This is a genomic window from Blautia caccae, from assembly GCF_040095955.1.
GTDB classification, from domain to species: domain Bacteria; phylum Bacillota; class Clostridia; order Lachnospirales; family Lachnospiraceae; genus Blautia; species Blautia celeris.
This window is the reverse complement of sequence record NZ_JBBMFP010000001.1, coordinates 354,078-372,060: the sequence shown is the minus strand read 5'-3', so window position 1 is coordinate 372,060 and position 17,983 is coordinate 354,078. Positions and strand designations below refer to the sequence as shown.

General features: G+C 47.6%; 18 protein-coding genes. 16 read left to right on the top strand and 2 right to left on the bottom strand.

All coding sequences use genetic code 11. The annotated features are described in order from the left end of the window. Positions 1–123 precede the first annotated feature (123 nt). From WMO65_RS01615 to WMO65_RS01605, 3 genes are read left to right on the top strand one after another with little or no spacing between them, the layout of a single operon-like run. Positions 124–912 (top strand): ABC transporter ATP-binding protein, encoded by a 789-nt coding sequence (locus WMO65_RS01615; protein WP_054350845.1) that lies wholly within the window; start codon positions 124–126, stop codon positions 910–912. 13 nt (positions 913–925) lie between these two features. Then, positions 926–1,729 carry an ABC transporter permease gene (locus tag WMO65_RS01610; RefSeq protein ID WP_148393113.1) on the top strand — a complete coding sequence of 268 codons (804 nt, stop codon included), beginning with the start codon at positions 926–928 and terminating at the stop codon, positions 1,727–1,729. Positions 1,730–1,733: 4 nt separating this feature from the next. Further along, on the top strand, positions 1,734–2,519 hold the full coding sequence (locus tag WMO65_RS01605; protein ID WP_148393112.1) for an ABC transporter permease: 786 nt from the start codon (positions 1,734–1,736) through the stop codon (positions 2,517–2,519). A gap of 61 nt (positions 2,520–2,580) precedes the next feature. On the opposite strand, the gene WMO65_RS01600 is transcribed toward WMO65_RS01605, so the two are convergent. Further along, the gene (locus WMO65_RS01600; protein ID WP_033142186.1) at positions 2,581–3,486 is read right to left on the bottom strand and encodes a LysR family transcriptional regulator; all 906 of its coding nucleotides are present in this window, start codon (positions 3,484–3,486) and stop codon (positions 2,581–2,583) included. 430 nt (positions 3,487–3,916) lie between these two features. Between WMO65_RS01600 and WMO65_RS01595 the strand changes: the two genes are divergently transcribed. The 8 genes from WMO65_RS01595 to WMO65_RS01560 all read left to right on the top strand — a co-directional run bounded on the left by WMO65_RS01595 (position 3,917) and on the right by WMO65_RS01560 (position 12,545). After that, positions 3,917–5,485 carry a BCCT family transporter gene (locus WMO65_RS01595; RefSeq protein ID WP_052099565.1) on the top strand — a complete coding sequence of 523 codons (1,569 nt, stop codon included), beginning with the start codon at positions 3,917–3,919 and terminating at the stop codon, positions 5,483–5,485. Positions 5,486–5,514: 29 nt separating this feature from the next. Further along, entirely contained in the window at positions 5,515–6,807 is a 1,293-nt protein-coding gene (locus WMO65_RS01590) for an aconitase X (RefSeq protein ID WP_148393111.1), read from the top strand. Next, positions 6,807–7,226: an aconitase X swivel domain-containing protein gene (locus tag WMO65_RS01585; protein ID WP_033142184.1), complete on the top strand. Its 420-nt coding sequence runs from the start codon at positions 6,807–6,809 to the stop codon at positions 7,224–7,226. The genes WMO65_RS01590 and WMO65_RS01585 overlap by 1 nt, the downstream gene beginning before the upstream one ends. 96 nt (positions 7,227–7,322) lie before the next feature. Next, on the top strand, positions 7,323–8,009 hold the full coding sequence (locus WMO65_RS01580) for a zinc metallopeptidase (RefSeq protein ID WP_103732496.1): 687 nt from the start codon (positions 7,323–7,325) through the stop codon (positions 8,007–8,009). Positions 8,010–8,134: 125 nt separating this feature from the next. Further along, the gene (locus WMO65_RS01575) at positions 8,135–9,406 is read left to right on the top strand and encodes a PocR ligand-binding domain-containing protein (protein ID WP_054350849.1); all 1,272 of its coding nucleotides are present in this window, start codon (positions 8,135–8,137) and stop codon (positions 9,404–9,406) included. A gap of 10 nt (positions 9,407–9,416) precedes the next feature. Next, positions 9,417–10,064 carry a cobalamin-dependent protein gene (locus tag WMO65_RS01570; RefSeq protein ID WP_148393110.1) on the top strand — a complete coding sequence of 216 codons (648 nt, stop codon included), beginning with the start codon at positions 9,417–9,419 and terminating at the stop codon, positions 10,062–10,064. Between the two features lie 122 nt (positions 10,065–10,186). Next, the gene (locus WMO65_RS01565; protein ID WP_148393109.1) at positions 10,187–11,626 is read left to right on the top strand and encodes a trimethylamine methyltransferase family protein; all 1,440 of its coding nucleotides are present in this window, start codon (positions 10,187–10,189) and stop codon (positions 11,624–11,626) included. Positions 11,627–11,642: 16 nt separating this feature from the next. Next, entirely contained in the window at positions 11,643–12,545 is a 903-nt protein-coding gene (locus tag WMO65_RS01560; RefSeq protein WP_033142179.1) for a DMT family transporter, read from the top strand. 106 nt (positions 12,546–12,651) lie between these two features. Here WMO65_RS01560 and WMO65_RS01555 read toward each other — a convergent pair whose 3' ends face one another. Further along, on the bottom strand, positions 12,652–13,425 hold the full coding sequence (locus tag WMO65_RS01555) for an IclR family transcriptional regulator (protein ID WP_081960433.1): 774 nt from the start codon (positions 13,423–13,425) through the stop codon (positions 12,652–12,654). A 305-nt stretch (positions 13,426–13,730) separates the two neighbouring features. Here WMO65_RS01555 and WMO65_RS01550 point away from each other — a divergent pair, with 305 nt between their 5' ends. The 5 genes from WMO65_RS01550 to WMO65_RS01530 all read left to right on the top strand — a co-directional run bounded on the left by WMO65_RS01550 (position 13,731) and on the right by WMO65_RS01530 (position 17,980). Continuing rightward, complete coding sequence (locus WMO65_RS01550; RefSeq protein ID WP_033142178.1) at positions 13,731–15,167, top strand: trimethylamine methyltransferase family protein; 1,437 nt, start codon at positions 13,731–13,733, stop codon at positions 15,165–15,167. 224 nt (positions 15,168–15,391) lie between these two features. Beyond that, positions 15,392–15,595 (top strand): 4Fe-4S binding protein, encoded by a 204-nt coding sequence (locus WMO65_RS01545; protein ID WP_033142177.1) that lies wholly within the window; start codon positions 15,392–15,394, stop codon positions 15,593–15,595. A gap of 15 nt (positions 15,596–15,610) precedes the next feature. After that, complete coding sequence (vorB, locus tag WMO65_RS01540; RefSeq protein WP_148393108.1) at positions 15,611–16,696, top strand: 3-methyl-2-oxobutanoate dehydrogenase subunit VorB; 1,086 nt, start codon at positions 15,611–15,613, stop codon at positions 16,694–16,696. Between the two features lies 1 nt (position 16,697). Continuing rightward, entirely contained in the window at positions 16,698–17,441 is a 744-nt protein-coding gene (locus WMO65_RS01535) for a thiamine pyrophosphate-dependent enzyme (protein WP_148393107.1), read from the top strand. After that, positions 17,441–17,980: a 2-oxoacid:ferredoxin oxidoreductase subunit gamma family protein gene (locus WMO65_RS01530; RefSeq protein ID WP_148393106.1), complete on the top strand. Its 540-nt coding sequence runs from the start codon at positions 17,441–17,443 to the stop codon at positions 17,978–17,980. Before WMO65_RS01535 ends, WMO65_RS01530 begins: the two co-directional genes overlap by 1 nt. Positions 17,981–17,983 lie beyond the last annotated feature (3 nt).

Sequence of the window (17,983 nt, the reverse complement as noted above, 5' to 3'; positions counted from 1 at the left end):
GACACCTGTTTGCCCGAGTGCTACACTAAAGTTCCTTTCCCGGCAAAGGGAAGGCTCTGCCACGGGTTTCCCCGGCAAAATCCAGGGATATCGTGGCTTGCCAAAACCAGGAGGAAAAACAAAATGATCGAAGTGCAGCACCTGTGCAAGACGTTCCGTGTGGCGAGACGCGGAGCCGGTTTTGGGCAGGCAGTGAAGACTCTGTTCCATCGGGAATACGAGGAAGTGAAAGCGCTGGATGACGTCTCCTTTTCCATCAGCGAGGGAGAAATGGTTGGGTATATTGGACCAAACGGCGCGGGAAAGTCATCCACCATCAAAATCCTCAGCGGAATCCTCACACCGGACAGCGGTGTGTGCAGCATCAACGGGAGGATTCCATGGAAGAACCGGACTGCCCATGTAAAGGATATCGGGGTTGTCTTCGGGCAGCGGACGCAGCTTTGGTGGGACGTGCCGGTTATTGATTCTTATGAGCTTCTGAAAGATATTTACAGTATATCCGAAGATACATATCAGGCCAATCTGGAGGAGCTTACATCTCTGCTGAATTTGTCGGAACTATTGAAAACACCGGCCAGACAGTTGTCACTTGGCCAGAGAATGCGCTGTGAGATCGCGGCGTCTCTGCTTCACAGCCCTAAAATCCTGTTTCTGGATGAGCCAACTATTGGTTTGGACGCAGTTTCAAAACTGGCAGTACGGGATTTCATCGTCAAATGCAATGAAAAATACCGAACAACCGTGATACTGACCACCCACGACATGCAGGACATTGAGGCGCTGACAGACAGGATCATTCTCATCGGAAAGGGAAAAATCCTGTTGGATGGTACGCTGGATGACATACCGGGGGCGGATAGGGGGCTGGACCAGGCAGTGGCGGATCTGTACCGCCGTTTCCGGATATAAGGAGGCGGTGTGTATGAGAAAATATCTGTCCTTTTTCAGAATCCGTTTCTCCATGGGCCTTCAGTACCGGGCAGCGGCGGCAGCGGGGATCGTGACGCAGTTTGTGTGGGGTGGGATGGAGGTGCTGGTGTTTCGGGCCTTTTACCGGGCAGACCCGGGAGCATTTCCCATGACACTGCAGGCGACCTGTTCCTACATATGGCTTCAGCAGGCTTTTTTGGCCCTGTTCATGGCCTGGCTTATGGAGAATGAGATTTTTGACTGCATTAAAAACGGAAATGTGTCCTACGAAATGTGCCGTCCCATGGATATCTATACCATGTGGTTTACAAGGAGTGCTGCCAACCGGATATCCAAGGCTGTTCTGCGGTGTATGCCAATCCTTTTGGCTGCGGGATTCCTGCCTGCCCCTTATGGAATGACACTGCCGGTCTCCCCAAAAGCAGCGGTTCTGTTTTTGACGGGAATGCTTCTGGGCTTTTTGGTGGTTGTAGCTTTTTGTATGTTAGTCTATGTGGTCACATTTTTTACGATTTCACCGGACGGAGTACGGATGGTGGCTGTCTCCGCAGTAGAGCTGCTGGCGGGGAGCATCATTCCCCTTCCGTTTTTTCCTGACTCTGTGAGAACGGTTCTGGAGCTTCTGCCTTTTGCCTCCATGCAGAATGTGCCGCTGCGCATTTACAGCGGCGATCTGGCAGGCGAAGCCGCGGTTTCGGCGCTGGCGCTGCAGGTGTTCTGGCTGGCAGTTCTGGTCCTCTTAGGCAAACTTCTGATGCGCAGGGCAGAGAAGAAGATCACAGTGCAGGGAGGATGAGAGGATGGGATATCTACGGTTATATAAGAAGTATATGCAGATTCAGATACAGAGTATGATGCAGTATAAAGCGTCCTTCTGCCTGACGGCCGTAGGGCAGTTTCTGGTGTCCTTTAATGTGTTTCTGGGCGTGTATTTTATGTTTCAGAGGTTTCATGAGGTGGAGGGATTTACATACAGCCAGGTGCTTCTGTGCTTTGCTGTCACACTGATGGAATTTTCCCTGGCGGAGGCATTTGCCAGAGGGTTTGATACGTTTTCTTCCATTATCAGCAATGGGGAATTTGACAGGATCATGGTGCGTCCGAGGAATGAAATATTTCAGGTGCTGGCAAGTAAGATCGAGCTTACCAGAATCGGAAGAATGCTGCAGGCTGTGGTGATGTTTACCTATGGAATTGCCAAAAGCCATGTGGAATGGACCTGGGATAAAGTGCTGACTGTGGTGTTTATGCTGCTTGGCGGAACTGCTGTCTTTACAGGGATATTTCTGATATATGCTGCAATCTGCTTTTTTACCATTGAAGGGCTGGAATTCATGAATGTGCTTACGGACGGGGCGCGTGAGTATGGGAAATATCCGGTTGCCATTTATGGGAAAAGGGTGCTGCAGTTCTGTACTTTTGTTGTGCCCTATGCACTGATTCAGTATTATCCGATCTGCTATATCCTTGACAAGGACAGCAGGGGATTTTACATGTTTCTGCCGCTTTTGGGAGGCGTATTTTTGCTGCCGTGCTTCGGGCTGTGGAAACTGGGGGTGAGGCATTATAAATCGGTTGGAAGCTGAGAATAAAACGAACCCCTCCCGGCAGCATGGGATGCTGTGCCAGGAGGGGCAGTGATGCAGCTTAAATATCTCCGACGATATCCTGCAGCGCCTCTAAAAAGCGAAGCGCCAGCTTGCTGATCATCATATGTTCATTGCGTATCTGTCCCACAGTAAGTTTTTCCTGGCCGTATATGGGAATATAGACCCAGCTCTCATCATGCAGGGTGCCGGGATAAGGGCCTGCTGTGATACAGTAGGCGTCACTGTTAAGCATCAGACTGGTGGCGCTGGACCGGTCTGACACGATCAGATGTTTTTTGATGTGAAAGGGCTCCAGTATAATTTCCGACATGGAATAAGTATTACTGTGGCTCTGATTATAGGAAAGAAAAGGATACGGAGCCAGATCCGGCAGGGTAAGGCCCGTCCTCTTTCCCAGGGGATGATCTCTCCGCATACAGGCATAAGGCAATGTTTCAAATATGGGTTCAAAGATCAGATGCGCCTCTTTGAGGACACGTCTTATGACCGTGCTGTTTAACGGGCTCAGATACAAAAGCCCCACCTCACTTTTCAATGAATGTACATTATCAATGATGTCCTGAGTCTGTGTCTCAATGTACATAAATTCATATAATTCGTCTTTTACGGAATCAACTACCTTTGAAAACGCCTCAGAGGCAAAGGGATAGTGCTGGGAACTGACCGTAAAATAGTGTTTGTTCACACTTCCGATCTCGTATCTCTTTTCCAATGTATCCATCTGCTGAAGTACCTGTCTGGCATAAGCCAGAAACTCAGTGCCTTCGTCTGTAAACAATACACCCCGGGGTGTGCGGACAAATAATGATTTTTGAATTTCTTTCTCCAATTCGGCAATGGCCTTTGAGAGGCTGGGCTGGGCAATATATAATTCCCGGGCGGCTTTGCTCAGCGAGCCGCATTCGGCTATAGAAGCCACATATCTTAATTGTTGTAGTGTCATAGAAACCTTCCTTCAGCATATCGCTGATAATATCACGAAAAATACACACTCTAAACACAAGATGACTGTAAACTTGATGGATTGGAAATTAGTTTGAATCATTCTATCATAGAGTACCTATAGTTTCAAGTTATGGCTGGTAAATCCTTTTAACTATTTGAATTTTTGCTAGTTTCATTTTATCATAAGTTTAATCAGAAAAACATAAAACTATTTCAAAAAACAAAAAAATATTTCATAGAATTACAAAAGTGAAACAAAGTTCTTATGAAAGAAGGGTGTCCGGAAACTTTTCTATTATGAGAATGGAAAAGTTTATGTTTTTTTGCACCGGTTGTGTAAACAGAATCACAATGTTATATCAGCGCTGATATAGTATAACGGCAAGGGCTCACCGTGAAGGTGTTTGACAAAAGTAGGGAGGTAAAAGATGAAGAATGTAGAAACAAAAAAACACAAAAAGGGTTCGATCAACAGTCTGGCGTTCTGGCCCGCTTTTGCAGGCTTAATACTATTACTGCTTATAGGAATCTTTTTTAAAGAACAGTTAGCTTCTGTTCTGAATACCATGCTGTACAGTATGGCGGATAAAATAGGGTGGGTCATTAACCTGTTCGCCCTGGTATGTTTTTTGATCGTCATGTATATCATGATAAGTAAATTTGGCGATATCAAGATCGGAGGAAAAGACGCGAAGCCGGAATTTACCAAATTTCACTGGATCGCCATGACTATCTGCGGAAGCATTGGCACAGGGCTGTTGTTCTGGGCCATGGGAGAACCGCTTTATAACTTTTTTGAGCCGCCGGCATATGCCGGCTGCCAGCCTGGAACTCGTGATGCTGCGATCTTCTCGATCTCTCAGGTTATGTGGCAGTGGTCTTTTGTTGAATTTGCGCTGTATGGAGCCTGTTCTGTGGCCTTTACGGTTGCTGTTTACAACCGCCGTAAAAAACTTCAGTTCAACTCCGTATTAGACCCGGTTTTCGGCCGCCGTCAATGGCTGGAGACACTGATTCACGGAGTCATGATATTTGCCATGGTCGGAGGATGCGCTAACTCCATGGGTGTTGGTCTGATGCAGATCGGTGCCGGACTGGAATCTGCATTTGGAATCAGCCAGTCAAATTTTGTGTATTTTTTAGTAGCTGCCTTTATCGGTGTGATGTTTGTCATTATGAGTGTTTCCGGTATTCATAAAGGACTGAAATATGTATCTACAATCACATTTTTCATTTTCTGCGCCCTGCTGGTTTATGTATTTATCTGTGGTGATACTGCATTTATCGGCAAACTTACCACAGAGTCCTTTGGTAAGATACTGGATAACTGGGGGTCTAAGACGTTAGTCAACAATACCCTTTCAGATGATACCTGGTATGCCAACTGGATCGTCCAGTATTGGTCTTCCTTTATTTTGTACTGCCCGGTATTTGGTATGTTTTTCTGCAGGATGGCAAAAGGACGTACCCTTCGGGAGTTCCTGGTAGTCAATGTTATTATCCCTGCGATCTTCTGTATCACCTGGATAGGTATCTTCGGCGGACAGACCATCAGTCTGCAGACCAGCGGTACCATGGATGTATGGGGGATGGTGCAGGATTACGGAATGCAGGCAACGGTATTCCAGATCATCAAGTCACTGCCGATTGGAAATATCGTGCAGATTGTATTTATCATAGCGATCATTGGATCCTTCACAACAATGGCAGACCCAATTGCTTCCGTGCTTGCCACCATGTCTGTACATAATCTGACCGTGGATGATGAAGCACCGAAAAAATTCAAGATCATCATGGGTCTGCTGATCACAGCTACCGCCTATACAACTGTTGCAACAGATGGTGTCAATGCGGTAAAAGCCATGTATGTTATCCTGGGGGCGCCGATTATGCTGATTGTGGGAATCTGTATTTTTTCCTTCTTTAAGCAGGCAAAAGAGATCCAAAAATATCCCAATGACATGCTGCCGGAATCAGAAAAAAGTGATGAAGAATAAAAATAGTATGAGAAAAGAGAGGTATTCCTATGAAATTAACACCATATGAACAGGACATGCTGGATGGAAAATTCGGCCGTTTTAAACAAATCGCATTGGAAAATGTTTTAAAATATGCCCGTGTCGTGGGCGCGGAAGAACTGGTTGAGATTACAAAATCCACACTGTATTTCGGGGCACATTCCTATCTGGAGACCTGCGATGCAGATACATATGATGAGATATTTGCCAAAATGTATCTCTGTACAGATGAAAAAGTGGAATTAGGCGAATTTGAGAAGACCTGTTACTGTCAGACCTGTGTTGCGCCCTGCGATCAATATGATTATAAAGTGACACATCTTCCGAAAGAATTGTTTGACAGAAATACAGAATATTTAAGACGTACACTGAAGGCAGGCTGCTGCATCGCCGGTTCCTGCACGCCGTATCTGAACGGCTGGGTGCCGTTATTCGGAGAACATGTGGTGACATCTGAATCCAGCAATATCACCATGAGCAATTCTGCATTCGGCGCAAGATGCAACGCAGACGGAGAAGAGGCGATCACATGGATATCCATCTGCGGCCGTGCTCCTAAATGGGGATTTTATCTTCAGGAAAACCGTTACGCGGATACGGTATACCACATTGAGTGTAAATCAGAGACAAGATTTGACTGGGATATCATTGGCTACACAGTAGGGCGTATGCTGCCCTCCGCCGGAGTTCCTGTTTTGACCGGAGATTTCCACAGACCTACCCTGACCATGTTGAAACAGTGCTTTACCGCAATGGCTACTACGAGCGCATGTGAAATGTGCCATATTGTCGGTGTGACTCCCGAGGCGCGTTCCCTGGAAGATGCCAGAGGAAACAAACCGCTCAGAGGTGAATTTACCATCACACAGGAGGATTATGAGGAATCCCGCCGCCAGATCTGCAGTGCGGGAGAAGGCAAGATCAACTTTGTACTGATGGGATGCCCGCACTACAGCCTGGAGGATATCCAGCAGGTAGCAAATTATATAGAAGGGAAAAAGGTAGCGGAAGGTGTAGAACTCCATGTCTGGACAGATATGTCTACGCTTGCCATGGCAAAAGCAAGCGGTTTTGTAAAAACGATTGAGGAGGCAGGCGGAAATGTATTGTCAAGCAGCTGTGCTATGGTCATGGATCCTGCAGCTTTTGCGCATGTCACTGCCATGGTGACGGATTCCGGTAAACAGGGACATTATATGCACTCCTGCTTTGGAGCAGGCAAGCATGTCCCGATCTATTATGGCGATATCTATCAATGTATTGACGCCGCTGCAGCAGGCTATTGGAAAGGAGAAGCATAATGGAAAATACGATGATCAAAGGACGCGGAGCCTATGAAGGAGTCATGGAAGGAGAAGCGCTTGTTCTTCCTGACAGTGTACAGGGATGGGCCGGTTTAGATGAAAAAACGGGTATCATCATAGAGGAAGCAAACAGCAAATTCGGCGCGTATATCGGGGGAAAGATCCTGATCCTTCCCTGTGCTAAGGGAAGCAACGGGTGGGCCAGCCATTTTTATTCTGCCTCTGTGGCAGGCCACAAGCCCATCGCATGGGTCATTGAAAAACTGGATTCCCGCTGTGCTGCCTGTATTGTGGAACTGGGAATACCCGCAGTTGTGGAGACTGAAACAGAGGCCTGCAAGATCATTCATGACGGAGACTACATTCGCGTGGACGGCAACAAGGGAACCGTAGAAATATTAAAACGGGCAGAATAAAATTTTTAACTTTCTGAATATTTAAAGAAAGACATCCATAACCTTATGATGAATGAAATAATGAATAAAGTATTTCATGCATTGGAGGGATTATGGATGTTTTTTTATTATGATGCCACATATCTTCTGGTCTTAGCAGGTGTAATACTCTGTGTCATAGCATCTGCAAATGTGAACCAGACCTACAAAAAGTACAGTACCGTGGGAAATGCCCGGCACATGACAGCGGAACAGGCAGCCAGGACCATACTGGACCGTGCGGGAATCAGCCAGGTGAAGATTGAGAGGGTCGGCGGAAATCTCACAGACCATTATGACCCCAGAAGCAAAGTACTGCGGCTGTCTGAAACCGTCTACGGCTCAGAGTCCGTGGCAGCCATCGGCGTGGCGGCCCACGAGTGCGGCCATGCGATCCAGGATGATGTGGGGTATGTACCGATCAAGATCAGAGGCGCGATCGTTCCGGTCGTAAGTCTTGGTTCTGCCCTCTGCTGGCCGCTGTTCCTCATCGGCCTTCTCATGGGAGCACCGGGTCTTGTAAACGCGGGTATTATTTTATTTTCTCTGGTGGTGGCCTTTCAGCTTGTTACCCTGCCTGTGGAATTCAACGCGTCCGGCAGAGCACTCAGGATTCTGGACGGTGCCGGAATCCTGGAGGGAAATGAACTGCAGGGGGCCGGGAAAGTTCTGCGCGCAGCAGCACTGACCTATGTGGCCTCGGCACTCTCATCTATCCTGCAGCTTTTACGTCTGGTACTGCTTTCCGGCAGACGGAGAAATTAGGCCGCTGCTGTTTACAGCCGTTGTCCCGCAGGGGGAGTTATGCACATACGCATAAAAATACCGAGTTTACTTTTTCTCCCTCCGGCAGTAGAATAAAGACAAGAGGAATAGTCCGGAGGAAGCATATGGCAGAGGGATACGAACATTCAGAGGAAAAAGATTACCTGGAAGAGATGCTTGACAATTTCGCAAAGGCAACAGAGCTGGGAATCATAGCAGTGAACACTTACGGGGAGGTCTTCCTTGCCAGTAAAGACTACTACGAGTGCGCATACTGCCGTCAGGTGCAGGACACGGAGGTGGGAAGAGCACGCTGCAGGCGTACCTATAAAAAGGCCTGCAGGCAGGCATTCCTGTGGAAAGAACCGTATTTTTTTGCCTGTCATGCCGGCCTTGTCATGTGGGCAGTCCCCATCTATGCGGATGGAACAGAAGTGGGAGCTGTCATGTGCGGACAAGTCCTTCTGTGGGAGCCGGATCATGTGTTCTGTCAGGACGCGGAAAAGTTCTGTCTGAGCGAAAAGGACCGCAGAGAGATGGAGCAGAAGGTAAAAAAGCTGCGCGTGATCTCCGCAGACCAGTGCCAGTCCTCTGCCAACCTTCTCCAGGTCATGATGCAGTATCTCTCAAAGACGCAGAACGCCATTTTCATGGACCAGAAGAATCTCATGAGCTGGCGTGATGCCATGACTACCAGGATCGAAGAGAGAAAGAAGACACTGAAAAATGAAAAATTCGACTGGTCTGTTTATCTGAAAAGGGAAAAACGGTATCTCCAGTACGTCCGCATGGCGGACAAAGAAAAGATACAGAACATGCTGGAAATGTTGTTCACGGATATCGAGATCCTGTGTTCCTACGACAAGGCTCTTGTGAAGTCAGCCCTGCACGATTTCATGGCTGTGACCGCCAGAGCCATCGTGGAGGCAGGGGCGGACAGCGAAGTCGTCATGAATGGTGTAAAACATTACAGGCAGGACATGAAGCATGTGGAAAACATTGAGGAAATGATGGAGATCACCTACCGGATGCTGAACCGGTGGTTTGACAGTATTTACCTTCTGGGGACAGATGACCATATCAGTGTCATGAAAAATGTCAGGGATTACATAGAAGAGAATTACAATAGGAAGATTACCCTGGATGACATCTGCAGCCACGTATTTTTGAGCAGGTCTTATCTCTGTACCTTATTCCGTCAGAAGACCGGAGGAACCATCAGCGATTATATCCTGAGGGTCAGGATCGAAAAGTCCATAGAGCTGATGGGGAACAGGGAACTGAGCCTGAAGGAGATCATGGAACAGTGCGGGTTTGAAAGCCAGAGCTACTATACAAAGACATTCCGAAGGCTGATAGGAGTCAATCCGGGACAGTACAGGAACAAATTCTTATAGGAGATGCAGAATGGATATATATGAAGAAATCAGGCGGAACCTTCTGGGCGGGAAGGCGGATGAGGTGGTAAATCTGATCAGAAAAGCCATTGCTGTCTGCTATCCTCCGGAGTCAGTGCTCAAAGAGGGACTGATTCTGGGCGTGGATACACTGGCGTACAAGTTCCGCAACAGTGAGGTCTGCGTGCCGGAGGCGCTGCGTGTGGCCCGTGCCTTAAATGCCGGCCTCAGATGTCTGACTCCCTATCTGGATCAGGGGGGCGCCAGGCAGTGCACTGCGGTCATCGGTACCGTGGAGGGGGATGTCCATGACATCGGAAAGAATCTGGTCAAGATATACCTCTCCACTCTGAATATAGATATGGTGGATCTGGGGGTGGATGTCAGCAAAGAGGAGTTTGTGGAGGCAGCAGTGGAACATGACGCCAGGCTTGTCATGGCGTCTGCACTTCTGCCCACAACGGTCTGTGAATTGAAGGGTGTCATAGAGGAGCTTACGAAGGCAGGCATAAGGGACAAGGTCATTGTCTTCGTGGGAGGCCTTTCCGTCAGCAAAGAGTATGCGGAAGAGATAGGAGCGGATTATTATACCAGGGATGCCATTGAACTGCGGGACTTCCTGAACAAGAATCTGTCCAAACTCCTGAAAGAAATATAGAGCAATAAATAGCAAAATACAGCAAAAGTAACAGACCCTGTTCTGTGGTATTCTTGATGTATCAAAAGAAGATACGTATCGGGAATGCAACAGAACAGGGTTTTTTATGGAGGAGGTAAAACATGAGACCATCAATCAAGTATTTAAGCGACGCGGAAGTAGTACGGGTACATGAAAAAGCATTGGAGATGCTGGAAGATCTGGGAATGAAATTTGAGGGGGCAGAGGCAAGAGAATACTTTGCAAAAGCAGGGGCAGAAGTGTCCGGACAAATCGTGAAAATACCGCGCAGCATCATCGAGGAAGGATTAAAGACGGTTCCAAAGCGAGAGGAATTCGTTTTATATGGAAGGACACCGGATAAAGATGTGCATGTGAAAGACAGGGTGCCGTCACTGGCTGCCATGACCATGGCTACCCATGTGCTGGACCCGGAGACAGGACTGCGCAGGAAAGCTACAGACAGAGACCTTGCCCTGATCATAAGGATCATGGAAAAACTGGACACCGTGACCATCGCCAGTGCACTGGTCACACCCCAGGATGTGCCCATGGCGGCATCCGACTGGTATACCTGGGCGACTTCCATTAAAAATACCACAAAACACATCACCGGCGGAGCTGTAGGAAAAGAGGGTGTGCGGGATGCCATCAAGATGGCCAGTCTGGCAGTGGGAAGCGAAGAAGAATTCCTGAAACGTCCTTTCATCTCCTTCTGGGTCCTGACCATGCCGCCGCTCCGAGTGGATGAAAATACATCCAATGTATTGATGGAGGCAGCCGTGCATAAGGTACCGTCAGTGATCAGCTCCGGCGGAATCCTGGGCATGACATCCCCCATGTCCGTGGAGAGTGCACTGGTGCATACCCATGCGGAGACATTAGCCTGCATCGCACTGTCCCAGCTTGTCAATCCGGGGGCGCCTGTGATCTATTCCAGCTATGTGCGCAGCATGGATATGAAGACCATGTGCATCAATATGTCCTCACCGGAGAGCATTATCATGAAGGTAGGCATGTCACAGATGGGAGATTATGTTGGGCTGCCGACCAAGATGCCGGCCAATCTGCGGGACGGTAAGGTGCTGGATGCACAGGCCGGATTTGAGACCGGTATGGGCGGACTCGCCGGAGCACTGAGCTGTGATTTCATCGTTTCCATGCAGCTTGACATGGACCTTATGGTGGACTTTGCGGATATGATCTATTCCGATGAGTGCATGCAGATTCTGCAGAGGATGGCCCGTCCGCTCAGCTTTGACGATGAGACACTGGCCTATGACAATATGGAGGAAGTGGGCCCCGGCAACACATTCCTGGAGACTGACCACACCTTTGAACATTTCAAGGATGAAATATGGATGCCGAGATATATGGAGAGAGGCACCTGGGAGAACTGGGAGGCGAACGGAAGCCGTGATATCCGTGATATCTGTGCGGAAAAAGTGAAGGATATGCTGGAAGAGCTGCGTGACTATGAGATCCTGCCAAAAGATGTGAGGGATGCCATAGACGCTGTCGCTGCCGGTTCCTCGGAGAAGGCGAAGAACATCAAGCGTTAGAGGGGAGAGGATGCTTATGGATAAGACAAAAGGCAAGACCATAGGGCTGCTGGCCATGGTGGTAGTCGTCACGATTTACGGTGTGTCTTATATTTCCAGGGCTGTAATCAGTGAATACCTTCCTACGGTAGTGATTCTGGTCATTCAGATGGCAGTCATGACGATTTTGTTTACCGGATTTAATCTCGTGACCGGAAAGAATATGAAAGTGAAGAAAAAGGATTGGGGCATTATCATCCTGTCCGGCCTGGTCGGTACGACATTCTTCCATGGGTTCACTATTTTAAGTGTTACATCCATAGGGGCTACGGTTTCCTCCCTGCTTTTTGGATTTGCCGCTGTCTTTGCGCTGATCATGGAAATCGTTCTGTTTCACAGGAAGAAGACAAAGCTGGGAATCCTGGGTATATTGATCTCTCTTGTCGGTGTGTATATTCTGATGGGTGTGAAGATCGGGGATCTGATGGCAACCAATTTCAAAGGGTATGCACTGTGCCTTTTGAGCATTATTTCCTGGGTGGTCTATTGTTTCCTGACTGACAAGATATCAGATGGTTATGAGAAGACCGTATTGCTGAATTACCAGGCGCTCGTGGGGGCTGTCACTACGCTGCCGTTTTTATTCTTCTATCATGTGGAGCCGTCTGTCCTTGCAAAGCCGCAGGTGTTCATGAACCTGATTGTGCTGGGGGTATTTAATTCTACGATTGCTTATTTTTTGAATATATTTGCGATCAAAAGGATCGGTGTGCTGCTGTCAAATCTGATGATGGATTTTCTGCCGGTAGTGACCATCGTGATTTCACTGGTACTATACAGTACAATACCTACTGCGAACCAGATCATCGGTGGAATCATCATTCTGGTCTCTGTGTTTATGCTGGATAAAGACCAGAGGAATCTGGACGCGCAGGCGTAAAAAGAGAAGGCGGCAGGTTTCCCTGCGGTGTAAAACAAAAAAGGATCCTTATCCCATACATCCGGATAAGGATCCTTTTTTTGCTGCCTGCTGATGAAATAATATGCTACCGCATGACATATCCAAGAGTCGCGGACAGCCTTCTTACAGCAGCGATAAGCGTTTCACTTATTGCATGTTCCTCCTCCTCGGTGAGCGTGGTGCCGCTGATACTGATCGCACCCAACGGCGTATTGGTATAATTCATTACAAGAGCGCCCACACAGAAGATGTTATATTCATTTTCTTCCCTATCCAGCGCATAATGCCGCTGTTTCACTTCACTGATATCCTGAAGTAAAGCGTGGACATCCGTAATGGTGTGTTCTGTGAGACGCTTTACATTAAATTTTTCCCATTTCTCAATAATCTCATGGTTTGAATATGTGGACAAAATCGCCTTGCCGGCACTTGTGCAGTACAGAGGAGAACGCCGTCCAACGTTTGTATAGACGGAGAAGGAAGGTGCAGTCTGTCCAATGCTCTGCACACATAAAAGCTGATTGTTATCCTCAACAGAGAATTGTGCAACCCGCCCTGTCTCTCGGCTCAAATCGGCAAGTGTGGAGTTGATCAGTGAAATCTGATCCAGATTCTGTACGGCGTTGATACCCACTTCATATGCCTTTAATGTGAGACTGTATTCATTGTTCGGTCTCTTCTCAATATAACCATTTTCCACCAGCGTATATACTAAACGTGACAGGGAAGCCTTGCTGATGTTCATCTTTTCATGTAATTCAGCTAATGTCATATTGCCTGAACGGGATATTGTTTCGAGAATTTGGAAAGCACGGTCTATAGCCTGAATCGTTTCCATTTTCTGTATTGCCTTGCTCAAAGTATATCCTCCTTATCCTGATTTCTGAAATTAATAATTTATTTCATTATACATTTATATGAATGAGTGTGCAAGAGAGATTTTGAACATTAACTTAATATAATGATTTATTGCGCAGAAAACAGAATATTAATTTATAAAAATGAAATAAATTATGAGTAGTACAATGTGCATAAAAGCAGATAAAAAACATTATGCATAATTTTATAATATTATATTTGTAAAATGAATTATAATATAGTAAAATGAAATAAATAATAAAAATAGAAACTTAAAATAAAATTATGAAATAAAGGAGAAGGAAAATGGAAGAAATGAGAAGAGTATCGCTGTCCATGTTCAGCGATAAGGATCTGCAGAGAGTTCACGATTACTCTATGAAGCTTCTGGCAGAGAACGGTGTCAATATCACCAGTGACAGAGCACTTGAACTTTTTAAGAAACATGGTTTCCGTGTAGACGGCACACAGGTTTACATGACAGAGTCGCAGGTCAGGGATGCGCTGGAGAAAGCTCCTTCGCAGTTTGTGATGCATGGACTTGATTCCAAGAAGAGCATTAACCTGGGCGGAGGCGATTATGGCGTACCGGGTCCCATCGGACCGGTGAATGTAACCGATCTGGACAATGGCATCCGCCGCGGTACGCTTCAGGACGTGATAAATCTGGTCAAGATCTACCAGGGCAGCAAAGTCATGACCATGAACTCCAATAATGGTGTAGAGGCCAACGATGTGGACCCGGTCAACCGCCATCTTGAGATCATGCGTGCTCTTTTGAACCATACGGATAAACCCTTCTATACCAAGCTGTTTTCTTATGAAGAAATGCATCAGGCTATTGATATGGTAGAGATCGCTGCAGGTGAGAAGTTAGAGCCGGGTGGAAAAGTATATCTGGCACCGGGGTCTGCGCCTTCTATGAGTCCGATGTCCTACAGCCGTGAGGTGGCTGACAATATCATTGCGCTGGCTGAGCGCGGACAGGCTGTTACCATGGGAACTGCCACAAGTACAGGGGTGACCGGTCCTATCCGTATCTTTGGCACGATCACCATGCAGAATGCGGAGATCCTGGCAGGCATTGTTCTGACACAGCTTGTGAATCCAGGCAATCCTGTAGGCTACGGAGTGGGTGCCTGCCCCGGCAATATGAAGGGTGCGACTTACTGCTGCGGTTCTCCGGGACGTGTGATGCTTCAGATCGGTTCCATGGAAATGGGCAAAAGGTTCTATAACCTGCCGTCCAGAACGATACCCTACAGCACAGATGCCCTGAACTGTGATATCCAGTGCGGTATTGAATCTTATGAAGGTACCATGGCGAATATCCTTTCGGGTGCAGATTACCAGTTATCTGAGATTGGAACCCTTGACAGCCTTATGACTACTTCCTATGAAAAAACCATTATCGATGAGGAGATTACCAGCCGTCTGCTCTATATCAGAAACGGTATCGACGTATCGGAGGAGGCTGCTTCCTTAGAGTCCATCATGGAAGAGGGCAGCGGCGGACAGTTCATTACCAGTGACGATACCCTTGATTATATGTATAGCGCATGGTACCCGGATTATACGGACTGGGACAGTAATTATAAGAAGAGGCCAATGGAGGATTATACCTATGTACTCCGCCGTGCCAATGAGGAATGGAAGCGCCGTCTGGAAGAGGCACCGGAAACTTTACTTGATAAGAGTACAGCCGAAGAAATCGATGCATATGTAGCAAAGCACAGCAGATAACAGGGCATGACATTTTAAGAGAGCTGTGCGTGTTCTTTCGGCCAGAGCAATTTTCAAATACGCTCTGCTATGCAGCAGGAGATACAGATTACATGAAACTGAGATATGGGCAGGGGTCCTGAACTGAAGGATATATGGTACAGGAACCTGTCCATATTATGCAAATGGAGTCGGAAATCAAATATTAAAAAAATAAATGAAATATACCGAAAGGAGATTGAATCATGGCAAAAGCAAAAGCAACCGCGGACACCAGCTTATGCAAGGGCTGCCGCCTGTGTGTAGGGGTATGTCCGGTGAAAGCCATTGAGCCTCTCACTGAGATCAACAAAAAAGGATACGAGATCATCAGAATCGATGAAGAAACCTGTATCGGATGCGGACAGTGCTATAAGATCTGTCCCGATTATGTATTTACCATTGAGTAGAAGGAGGCAGAGAAGATGAGTAAAGGATTTCAATTAATGAAAGGCAATGAGGCGATCGCTGAGGCTGCTCTCCGTGCAGGATGCCGCTTCTATGCAGGTTACCCCATCACGCCCCAGAGTGAGATACTGGAATACATGTCAGCCAACATGGCGGACCGCGGGGGCGTCTTCATCCAGGGGGAAAGCGAGATCGCAAGTATGAGTATGCTGTGGGGAGCTGCAGCATGCGGTGAGCGTGTAATGACAAGCTCTTCCGGTCCGGGGTATGATCTGAAGCAGGAAGGGATCTCCTATCTTTCCTCCTACAATCTTCCGACGGTCATCATAGATGTCATGCGCTACGGTGTAGGCGACGGTGAGATCACAGAGGGTCAGGATTCCTACTGGCTGGCGACCAGGGGCGGCGGCCATGGAGATTCCAGGCAACTTGTCCTCACACCGGCTTCCGTGCAGGAATGCGCAGAGCTTACATACGAAGCTTTTGACCTGGCTGAAAAATACCGCACTGTGGTGATCATCTTAAGCGATGGCGGAATCAGCCAGATGATAGAAAAGGTAGTCCTTCCCGAACCGAAGGAACACGACAGAAGTAAATTTGACTGGGCAATCAAGGGTGAGAAGAAAAAAGATGAACCGAAAGTAAAGGTTACCAATCTGGACCGTTCCATGGATTACAGTGCATACGATGCGATGGTACGGAAAAAATTCTCCGATATGTATCACAATGAGCAGCGCTGGGAGAATTTCATGACAGAGGATGCCGAGCTTATCCTTGTTGCCTATGGAATCTCTTCGAGAATATGCAAGTCAGCAGTGAGAAGAGCCAGAGAAGCAGGCATGAAACTGGGCCTCATCCGTCCCATCACGGCATGGCCTTATCCGAAAAAAGCCTTTGAAAATCTCCCGGAGGGATTAAAAGGGCTGGTAACTGTTGAGATGAGCCTCTCCTCCCAGATGGGACTGGATATCCGTCTGGCCACAGAGTATAAGGTTCCCCTCTACGGTTATCTGACATCAAAATATGTTCCCACAACTCAGGGAATCGTAGACTTCTGCAAAGGGGTACTGGCAGGAGATGTTAAGGAACTGGAGGTATATTGATATGGCAGCTAAAATGACAAAACCGGAAATAATCAACCAGCAGGTGGGATGGTGCCCCGGCTGCGGCCATGGTATCATACAGCGCCTGATCGCAGAGTGCTGCGAGGAACTGGGGCTTTGTGAAAAGACCATCCAGGTCGTGGATATTGCCTGTGCTTACTGGTCTATTGACACTCTGAACTGTGACGGCATCGCAGGTCCTCACGGGCGCTGCGCGGCAGTGGCCACAGCAATCAAAAAGGTTTATCCGGATTCCAATGTCTACGTCCATGCAGGGGATGGGTGCTCTTATGTGATCGGCCTTTCCGAGACCTGCTACGCGGCCCAGAGGAATGTTCCAATAACTATGATCGTGGTAAATAACGGAATATTCGGCATGACCGGCGGTCAGATGTGCCCGGCGACCACTCTGGTGGGAGACAAGACAGTCAGCAGTAAAAAAGGAAGAGATGACAAGGTGGCAGGAGAGCCGTTCGATATGCTGAACATCCTTCAGAATTATAAAATCGCATATGCGGCTAGAGGTTCCCTGTGTGATCCTAAACACATTGATCAGACGAAGAAGATGTTAAAGAAAGGCTTTGAGAACCAGAGGGACAAGAAAGGATTTTCCATTATAGAGATCCTTTCCCCATGTCCGACTAACTGGAAATTATCGCCGGCAGATGCCATGAAGAAGATGAAAGAGGAAAATGAAAAGGTATTCCCGGTGAAAGTATATGTAGATAATGGGGGTGACGAATAATGGCTGATATTATGTTTGCAGGTATCGGTGGTCAGGGCGTATTGACAGCCGCAAAGATCCTGATCGAGATCGCGGCAGAGCACGGCAAAAATGTGAGCTGGACCAGCGAGTATTCTGCGGAGATGCGCGGAGGCATTGCCCTCTGCCGTGTGGTGGTATCCGATGAGGAGATAGGAAGTCCTTACCCGGATTACCTGGATGTGCTGTGCTGCATGAATGAGGACGCGTATGACAAATATGTGTCTGATATGCGGGAAGGAGGCTGCGTGATCATCAACCGCTCCGTATTCGGAGAAAAGCAGTTCCCGAAAAATGTGAAGGTATACGGTGTGGATGCTATGGAAATTGCCTTAGAACTGGAGAACCAGAGAGGCCTGAACCTGGTAGTCCTGGGGGCTATGATCAGGGCTACCGGCATGATGGATGTAAATGAGTTTGCAGATACACTGGAAGCTTATTTCAATAAAAAAGGCAAAGCAAGTGACAAAAACGTGCAGTGCTTTATGATGGGATATGAAAAAGCGGAGAAGATGCAGTGAGGG

Coding starts and splice junctions, on each gene's coding strand:
- WMO65_RS01615 (WP_054350845.1), top strand. CDS start 124: ATGATCGAAGTGCAGCACCTGTGCAAGACGTTCCGTGTGGCGAGACGC.
- WMO65_RS01610 (WP_148393113.1), top strand. CDS start 926: ATGAGAAAATATCTGTCCTTTTTCAGAATCCGTTTCTCCATGGGCCTT.
- WMO65_RS01605 (WP_148393112.1), top strand. CDS start 1,734: ATGGGATATCTACGGTTATATAAGAAGTATATGCAGATTCAGATACAG.
- WMO65_RS01600 (WP_033142186.1), bottom strand. CDS start 3,486: ATGACACTACAACAATTAAGATATGTGGCTTCTATAGCCGAATGCGGC.
- WMO65_RS01595 (WP_052099565.1), top strand. CDS start 3,917: ATGAAGAATGTAGAAACAAAAAAACACAAAAAGGGTTCGATCAACAGT.
- WMO65_RS01590 (WP_148393111.1), top strand. CDS start 5,515: ATGAAATTAACACCATATGAACAGGACATGCTGGATGGAAAATTCGGC.
- WMO65_RS01585 (WP_033142184.1), top strand. CDS start 6,807: ATGGAAAATACGATGATCAAAGGACGCGGAGCCTATGAAGGAGTCATG.
- WMO65_RS01580 (WP_103732496.1), top strand. CDS start 7,323: ATGTTTTTTTATTATGATGCCACATATCTTCTGGTCTTAGCAGGTGTA.
- WMO65_RS01575 (WP_054350849.1), top strand. CDS start 8,135: ATGGCAGAGGGATACGAACATTCAGAGGAAAAAGATTACCTGGAAGAG.
- WMO65_RS01570 (WP_148393110.1), top strand. CDS start 9,417: ATGGATATATATGAAGAAATCAGGCGGAACCTTCTGGGCGGGAAGGCG.
- WMO65_RS01565 (WP_148393109.1), top strand. CDS start 10,187: ATGAGACCATCAATCAAGTATTTAAGCGACGCGGAAGTAGTACGGGTA.
- WMO65_RS01560 (WP_033142179.1), top strand. CDS start 11,643: ATGGATAAGACAAAAGGCAAGACCATAGGGCTGCTGGCCATGGTGGTA.
- WMO65_RS01550 (WP_033142178.1), top strand. CDS start 13,731: ATGGAAGAAATGAGAAGAGTATCGCTGTCCATGTTCAGCGATAAGGAT.
- WMO65_RS01545 (WP_033142177.1), top strand. CDS start 15,392: ATGGCAAAAGCAAAAGCAACCGCGGACACCAGCTTATGCAAGGGCTGC.
- vorB (WP_148393108.1), top strand. CDS start 15,611: ATGAGTAAAGGATTTCAATTAATGAAAGGCAATGAGGCGATCGCTGAG.
- WMO65_RS01535 (WP_148393107.1), top strand. CDS start 16,698: ATGGCAGCTAAAATGACAAAACCGGAAATAATCAACCAGCAGGTGGGA.
- WMO65_RS01530 (WP_148393106.1), top strand. CDS start 17,441: ATGGCTGATATTATGTTTGCAGGTATCGGTGGTCAGGGCGTATTGACA.